Annotated in this window: 1 protein-coding gene; it reads left to right on the forward strand. The window is 61.2% G+C overall.

The genetic code is table 11. The annotated features are described in order from the left end of the window. Window positions 1-40: 40 nt before the first annotated feature. Window positions 41-1,230: multiprotein-bridging factor 1 family protein (locus ACFMO7_RS10650; RefSeq protein WP_376795467.1), on the forward strand; the 1,190-nt coding region annotated here is incomplete at its 3' end.

Consider the following 1,230-nt stretch of genomic DNA (forward strand, 5'->3'; position numbering starts at 1 on the left):
CGTCAGCCGTGTGCATGTGAAGGAAGGGAGATGAGAGGCGATGCAGCAGGCAGCAGATGGAGCAGCGCGGGAGGAGCACGCGCGCGCTGCTTCCGGTCCGTGGTGGGTCCAGCAGGGCTATCCTCCTTTTGAGGAAGATGAGGCTGGCTGGCCCCACGCTGGTCAGGTGGTACGATACTTTCGTCAGCGCAAGCGGCGGCCTGACGGCAAGTGTTGGACACAGGCCGATCTGGCGCGGGCGCTGGGCATTTCAGAAAGGGCAGTACGAAACATGGAAGAACGCAAAGAAGGGCTCGACAGTATCAGCCGTCGGCGCTTTTTGGCGGAAACGCTGGCGATCCCGCCGGTGCTGCTTGGGCTGGCAGAGATGCCCGGTTCAGGTGGGGTCAGCGCCGCCTTGCGAGAACAGGTGGGGCCTGCTGTGATCACGCGCAGAGCCGTTGATCCGGAAGCCGCAGCGCAGCGGCTGGAGGCCCTGTATCACACGCACTGGCGGCAAACAGCAGTGGCCCGGTTAGCCGAGGCGAAGCAGATGATGAGCTTGCTCTATGAGGCGCTCCCCTGGGCCCGGTCTGATCAGCCGAAACTGGCCTCACTCCTCGCACAATATCACTTGCTGAGCGGGGAGGTCCTGCGAGATCAGCAGTGCTTCCAGGAGGCAGAAGAGCACTTTGCGAAAGCTGTGAGATGGGCTCAGCATCTGGATGATGTGGCCCTGCTCGGAGTAGCGCTGGAACGGCGCATCACGAATTGGTATGATGCACATGATCTCCGCGGAAGCCGTGATGCAGAGGAAGCTCGGTCCTTGCTGAGACGGCTTCCTCCTCTGGTACAAGCCGGCCTCCTGATCCGTCTCGGCGTGTTTGAGGCATGGGTTGCAGCCCAGCAAGGGAAAGTAGCCTGGTCTTCGGTGGCGCGTTGCTTTGACCAGGCCATAACGCTCTTATCTCACGGTTCCTTAGAACCTGTGTACCATTTGCGTGTTGACCTGACACGGTGTCTGGTGGACCGCGGGGCTGCACTGATCGGTATGGGATGGAATAAAGAGGCGCTAGCGGTGCTGCCTGCGGAAAGCCCAACAGAGGAAACCGGGCCTCGTCGCCAGCACGCTTATGCGGCCATCCTGATGGCCCAGGCCTATGCCAACCTGGGCCAGTATGAAATGAGCGTGATGCTGGCTCAGGAGGCGATCCCTGCTGTCCAGCAGCTCCAGAGTGCCGTCAATTTGGC

The organism is Thermogemmatispora sp. (assembly GCF_042408735.1).
Lineage (GTDB): Bacteria > Chloroflexota > Ktedonobacteria > Ktedonobacterales > Ktedonobacteraceae > Thermogemmatispora.